The sequence below is a fragment of the Acinetobacter sp. AS5 genome, from assembly GCF_048957595.1.
Taxonomy (GTDB): Bacteria; Pseudomonadota; Gammaproteobacteria; order Pseudomonadales; family Moraxellaceae; genus Acinetobacter.
Window position 1 is genome coordinate 1 of sequence record NZ_JARDAL010000123.1, and the last position, 1,971, is coordinate 1,971.

The 1,971-nt window shown below is 46.2% G+C and carries 1 protein-coding gene; it reads left to right on the plus strand.

Annotated elements, in window-relative coordinates:
- On the plus strand, positions 1-1,971 hold a 1,971-nt coding region (locus PV763_RS17475), incomplete at both ends, for a VCBS domain-containing protein (protein WP_420938287.1).

The window sequence follows — 1,971 nt, forward strand, 5'->3', positions numbered from 1 at the left end:
TAGCAGTGTAGGTGGTATCCCAACTTCAGGTAGTTTGAGTTATACCTATACTTTGAACAACGCCCAGACACATAGCGCTGTTGGAAATGATGGTTTACTTCTGAGTGGCATTCCACTGAGTTTCACAGATGCAGGAGGGGTAACCACAACAGGTAGTCTGGTTGTACAAGTGATTGATGATGTTCCGACTGCTGTGGCAGATACTGGTAGCCTTAGTGAAGGTGGTGTGCTGAGCGTACTTGCTGCTGACGGTGTATTAAGAAATGATACTGCTGGCGCAGATGGTTGGGTGAATACTGGTGCAGTGGTTGGTGTGGTATCGGGTGATACTGCAACGAACAGCGCTGGTGGCGTTGGAGGCAGGATAGATGGCCAATATGGCTATATCACTTTAAATGCCGATGGCAGTTATACCTATGTATCAACCGCTGATGCAGTAACAGCTGATGCACAGGATGTATTTACTTATACGGTACGTGATGCGGATGGTGATTTAACTCATTCAACGCTTACGATTAATGTGGCAAATGTCAATCTAACACCAGCCCCAATTAGCAATACTGTCAATGAAAGTGGTCTTGCGGGTGGTTCAACTGCGGGTACTGGTCATACCGTAACAGATACAGTGAACCTACCATCCGAGGTCAAAGCAGTACCCGTTACTAATGGTTCGACTCAATATGGGACGTTCAGCATTGATGAAGATGGTCGCTACACATACACACTGACTAAACCATCAAATGGCGATAATGTTGAGGATACGTTTAGCTATACCACTAAGGATGCTCAGGGCAATAGTACAACGAATACCGTAACGATTACGATTATAGATGACGCACCTGTTGCGAAGCCTGACACGAATAGCATTACAGAAGACAGCGTACCTAATCCAGTCAGTGGCAACGTACTGACAGGAGGCGTATCTAGTGGAGATACAGCTGATACCCAAGGCGCAGACAAAGCTAACGTCAGTGGAGTACAGGCTGGAACAGTTGCGTCAGGTGAACACGTAGCAAATGGCGCATTGAATACAGCAGTGAATGGAAAATACGGAACATTAATTCTCCATGCTGACGGTAGTTACACCTACCAATTAAATAATAACAATACGGAAGTAAATGCCCTTAAAGATAACCAAAGCCTCCAAGACGTATTTAGCTACACCATTACCGATGGAGATGGAGATAAATCGACAGCGACCATTACCATCACCATTAACGGACATACCGATGGCGCACCTAACCTGGTTATCACTGATCATAATGGATCAGCGCTTGGTGCGAACAGCATTGCCGAAAATGCAACGACCCCAGTACAAGGCGAGTTTACCGTCAACGCAGCAGATGGACTGAAATCTATCACGATTGGTGTCACGACCATTCTGACCAGCGAACTCTTGGGTCTATCCCCGACCACACCAAAAACAATCATAGGTACACAAGGAACACTGACCCTTACCGACTATGATCCAGTAACAGGCAAAGTCAGTTATAGCTACCAACAAAGTGGCACCAGCAAAAACCACAGCGGTGGTGATAGCAGCGTAAGTGATAGTTTCCCAATTATAGTGACAGACAATGCCGATGAAAGCTCAGTAGCGACTGATCTGGTCATTCTCATTACAGATACTGCCCCAGAAGCGAAAGCTGACACAGGCACAGTGACAGAAGACGGTACAGCACTTGAAGGAAACGTGATCACAGGTGGTAGTAGCAATAGTGCAGATGTTGCTGACCGTTTAGGTGCAGATGCAACACCAGTGACAGGAGTCAGCAAAGGAAGCTCAACCACAGAACAAACAGATAATGTTGGTGGAACAGGACTTGCAGGTGACTACGGCACACTGATACTCAATCGCGATGGTAGTTACAGCTATACCGTTGACCCAAATAACGCAACCGTGAATGCATTAAAAGATGGAGGCAAGCTCACAGAAACATTTAGCTACACCATTAAAGATGCAGATGGGGA